Origin of the sequence: Ralstonia sp. TCR112, from assembly GCF_007997035.1 — a bacterium.
GTDB classification, from domain to species: Bacteria; Pseudomonadota; Gammaproteobacteria; order Burkholderiales; family Burkholderiaceae; genus Ralstonia; species Ralstonia edaphi.
On sequence record NZ_VOSS01000127.1, the window covers coordinates 1 to 4,284 of the forward strand.

Consider the following 4,284-nt stretch of genomic DNA (forward strand, 5'->3'; position numbering starts at 1 on the left):
GACATAAATTCAAGAATCCCTCGCCATCTCGGCGCGCCTTCTTCTTGCTTACTTTCTTTGGCAAGACAATGAAAGTGAGTCAGCCCCGGCAGGGGATGAAACAAGGGATGAACCACCCACCCCAAAACCAAAAAGAAAAACAAAAAAACCCCACCCCATTTGACGCCCCATTTTTTTCATGGATAACTGTCTCCCCTCCCCCAACAACACAGCGAGCCACCCCATGACCCTCCAAACCTGGCTGGCCTTCATCGGCGCCAGCATCATCATCCTGCTCATCCCCGGCCCGACGATCCTGTTGGTGATTGGTGATTCGCTGGCCAACCGTGGCCGCTCGGCGTGGAGCACCGTTGCCGGCGTGGCCGCTGGGGACACCACAGCCATGGCCGTGTCCCTTGCCGGTGCGGGCGCCCTGCTGGCCGCATCGGCGGCGGCCTTCACGGCGCTCAAGCTCATCGGCGGTTCGTACCTCGTCTATCTGGGCATCAAGTCCATCCTGAGCGCCCGCCGCCTGCGCGACGACGCGCCCGAGGCGACCATCCCGGTGCAGCAGAAGTCCGCTGGCCGCCGCTTCCTGTCCGCCTGGACGGTCACGGCGCTCAACCCCAAAAGCATCGTCTTCTTCGTCGCCTTCGTGCCGCAGTTCATGTCGGCCGAGCAGACCTTCCTGTCGCAGAGCGTGATCCTGCTGCCGACCTTCGTCATCCTGGCCGCCGCCAACGCGTCGATGTACGCGCTGGCCGCCAAGCTGCTCGCCAAGCGCCTGACCAGCGTGGCCGCGCAGCGCCGCTTCGGCTACACGGGCGGTGCGGTGATGGTGGGCGCTGGCACGCTCACGCTCGGCATGCAGTCGGCCTGAACCTGCCCGTACGAGGTTCGTCACGATGCACCGAAGCTATCTCCGCCCCTCGCCCGAAGGGGCCCACGGCCACCACCGCGTCACCAACATCGAGCTGTTCTTCGATCTGGTGTTCGTCTTTGCGGTGACGCAGCTCTCGCACCTGCTGATCGGCAACTTCACGCTGCAAGGCGGCGCGCAGGCGCTGCTGCTGATGCTGGCGGTGTGGTGGGTATGGATCTTCACCTCGTGGGTGACGAACTGGCTCGACCCGGACAAGCTCGCCATCCGCATGCTGATGCTCGTGTTGATGACGGGCGGGCTGCTGCTGTCGGCATCGCTGCCGCAGGCGTTCGGCTCGCGCGGGCTGGCGTTTGCGCTCGCCTATGTGTTCATGCAGTTCGGGCGCACGGTGTTCTTCCTGTGGGCCGTGCGCGGCGAGTCGCTGCCCATGCGGCGCAACTTCCAGCGCATCGCCACGTGGCTCGGCATCTCTGCGGTGCTGTGGCTGGCGGGCGGCCTGTCGGACGGTTCCGTGCGCTGGACGTGCTGGATCGTCGCGCTGGCCATCGAATGGGTCGGGCCGTCCATGGGCTTCTACACGCCGGGCCTGGGCCGCTCGACCACCAACGACTGGAACGTGGAAGGCGGCCACATGGCCGAGCGCTGTTCGCTGTTCATCATCATCGCGCTGGGCGAATCGGTGCTGGTCACGGGCTCCACGTTTGCCGGGCTCGACTGGAACGCGGCCAACATCGCGGCGATGGCGGTGTCGTTCATCGGCAGCCTGGCGATGTGGTGGCTGTATTTCGACACGATTGCCGAGCGCGGTGCGCACACCATGTCGCACTCGGCCGATCCTGGCCGGCTTGCACGGCTGGCCTACACCTACATCCACGTGTTGCTGGTGGCCGGCATCATCGTTGGCGCGGTGGCGGACGAATTCGTGCTGGCGCATCCCGTGGGCCATGCGCATGCGGGCGCGGCCACGGCGGTGCTCGGCAGCGCGGCGCTGTACCTGCTGGGCAACCTGCTGTTCAAGTGGGCGATCTTCGGGCGGGTGCGGCCGGCGCATGGCGTGGGGCTGGTGGTGCTCGGCCTGGTGTGGCTCGTGGCCGATGCCATGCCGGCGCTGGGCGTCTCGGCCCTGGCCACGGGCGTGCTCTGCGCCACGGCCGCCTGGGAAGGGTACGCACGCTCGTGTGAAACCCCGCAGCCGGCGCAGGCGCACGGTCACTAAGTGGCTACCTGAAATTTCCCGTTTTTGGCAATTACAAAAGGCCACTCGCGCGCCTACTCTGTCCACCAACATGACAGAACACGAGGGCCCCGCCATGATCGACCTCTACTACTGCGCCACGCCCAACGGCCTGAAGATGGCGCTGTTCTTTGCCGAAACCGACTTGCCGCACCGCGTCATCCCCGTCGATATCAGCCGGGGTGACCAGTTCAAGCTCGAGTTCCTGGCCATCTCGCCCAACAACAAGATCCCGGCCATGGTCGATCACGACCCGGCCGAGGGGACTGAGCCAGTGGTGCTGTTCGAATCGGGCGCCATGCTGCTTTACCTGGCCGAGAAGACCGGCCAGCTGATGCCCGCCGACCTGCACGGCCGCATGGAAGTGCTCAAGTGGCTGTTCTGGCAGGTGGGCGGCCTGGGCCCGATGGCGGGGCAGATCGGCCACTTCAACGTGTACGCCCCCGAGCGCGTGCCCTACGCCATCGACCGCTACACCAAAGAGACCAACCGCCTCTACGGCGTGCTCGACCGCCGCCTGGCCGACCGCCCGTACATTGCCGGCAACGACTACACCATCGCCGACATCGCGGCCTATCCGTGGATCGTCCCGCACGCCGGGCATGGGCAGGACCTGAACGACTTCCCGCACCTGCAGCGCTGGTTCGAAGCCGTGGGCGCACGGCCGGCCACGCAGCGCGCTTATGCCGGGGTGGAACGTGCCTACTCGCGCCGCCGCGAAGACATCTCCGACGACGAGCGCAGCGTGTTGTTCGGCCAGACGGCCACCTCCACCGCGCGCTGAACCCTGCGGAGCCTGCGCGCTCCGCTTCCCTTCCAAGTTTGCTTTCTGACAGGAGCCGACCATGCCGGCATCGCTGTGGTGGTTGTGCCTGGGCGCGTTCGCCATCGGCACTGAAGGTTTCATGATCGCCGGGCTGCTGCCGGTGCTGGCCGCAGACCTGGGCGTGAGCGTGCCGGCGGCGGGGCAGCTCGTTACCGTGTTTGCCGTCACGTATGCCGTGGGCTCGCCGGTGATGGCGACGCTGCTCGGCAACGTTGACCGCCGACGCGTACTGATCGGCGCGCTGGCCATCTTTGCGGCAGGCAACCTGCTGGCGGCCACCGCACACGGCTTTGGGCAGTTGATGGCGGCGCGCGTGCTGCTGGCGCTGGCGGCCGGCGTGTTCCTGCCGACGGCCAATGCGGTGGCGACCTCGCTGGTGCCCGCCTCGCGCAGCGGCTCGGCGCTGGCCATCATCACGGGCGGCGGCACGGTGGCAGTGGCGCTCGGCGTGCCGCTGGGCGCATGGATTGCGGCGCAGGGCGACTGGCGCTCCACGTTCATCGCATGCGGTGTGCTGTCGGCTCTGGCCACGGCTGGCTTGGCCTTCGGCCTGCCGCGTGCGCTGCCGCACAGCGTGACCACGCTGGCGCAGCGCCTCTCCGTGGCACGCCGGCCCGGCATGCTGGGCGCGCTGGCGGTGTCCACGCTGTGGGCCGCAGGCGGCTTTACGTTCTACACCTACGTCGCCCCGTTCTTTGTGCAGGGGCTGGGGTTCGCGCCGCAGCACGTGGGCATCGTGCTGTTCCTGGTCGGCAGCTTTGCGGCGCTCGGCACGGGCCTGGGCGGCCACATGACCGACCGCGCAGGTGTGGCACGCGTGCTGGCGGTCAGCAGCGCGGGCATCGTGCTGGCGTTCTCGGTGCTGTCGCTGTCAGCGCAGGTGCTGCACGGCATGGTGGCCGGCGCGGTCGCCATCGGCGCGGTCGTGCTGTGGGGCATGGCCGGCTGGGGCTTCGGCCCGGCGCAGGCAACGCGCTTGATCCGCCTCGCGCCCGATGTGTCACCGATCACGCTGTCGCTGCATGCGTCGGCCGTGTACGTGGGGATCGCGCTGGGGTCGAGCGTTGGCGCGCTGGCCCTGGCGCATGGCGGGCCGGGCATGCTGGGGTGGGCAGCCGCCGCGTGCCATGTGGTGGCGGTGGTGTTGTGGCGCAGGGGCGGGCGGCATGAGGCGGCGCTGGCCGATGAACCTGCCGCCACGTCGGTCGCACATTGAACGCCGGAGCGTGGAGCGCGGCACGCCGGGTCCGGAACCCGGCGGTCGGGCGTCAAACCCTCGCGTTCCGAGCCTGGACTGCGACGGTCGAGCCTCAAACCCTCGCCTTCCGACCCTGAACCCCGGCGGTCGACCCTCAAACCCTC

At 67.9% G+C, this 4,284-nt stretch carries 5 protein-coding genes; all 5 read left to right on the top strand.

The window, feature by feature from the left end; all coding sequences use genetic code 11:
• A partial coding sequence (locus tag FUT88_RS26480; protein ID WP_222614285.1) for a hypothetical protein occupies positions 1 to 227 on the top strand: 227 nt, incomplete at its 5' end.
• Entirely contained in the window at positions 224 to 859 is a 636-nt protein-coding gene (locus FUT88_RS23695) for a LysE family translocator (RefSeq protein ID WP_147218873.1), read from the top strand. The genes FUT88_RS26480 and FUT88_RS23695, both read left to right, overlap by 4 nt.
• A 25-nt stretch (positions 860 to 884) precedes the next feature.
• Positions 885 to 2,078, top strand: coding sequence for a low temperature requirement protein A (locus FUT88_RS23700; protein ID WP_147218875.1), 1,194 nt, complete (start codon positions 885 to 887; stop codon positions 2,076 to 2,078).
• A gap of 94 nt (positions 2,079 to 2,172) precedes the next feature.
• The gene (locus tag FUT88_RS23705; protein ID WP_147218879.1) at positions 2,173 to 2,880 is read left to right on the top strand and encodes a glutathione binding-like protein; all 708 of its coding nucleotides are present in this window, start codon (positions 2,173 to 2,175) and stop codon (positions 2,878 to 2,880) included.
• Positions 2,881 to 2,941: 61 nt separating this feature from the next.
• A complete protein-coding gene (locus FUT88_RS23710) occupies positions 2,942 to 4,138 on the top strand; it encodes an MFS transporter (protein ID WP_147218877.1) in 1,197 nt (398 codons plus the stop codon).
• Positions 4,139 to 4,284: the final 146 nt, after the last annotated feature.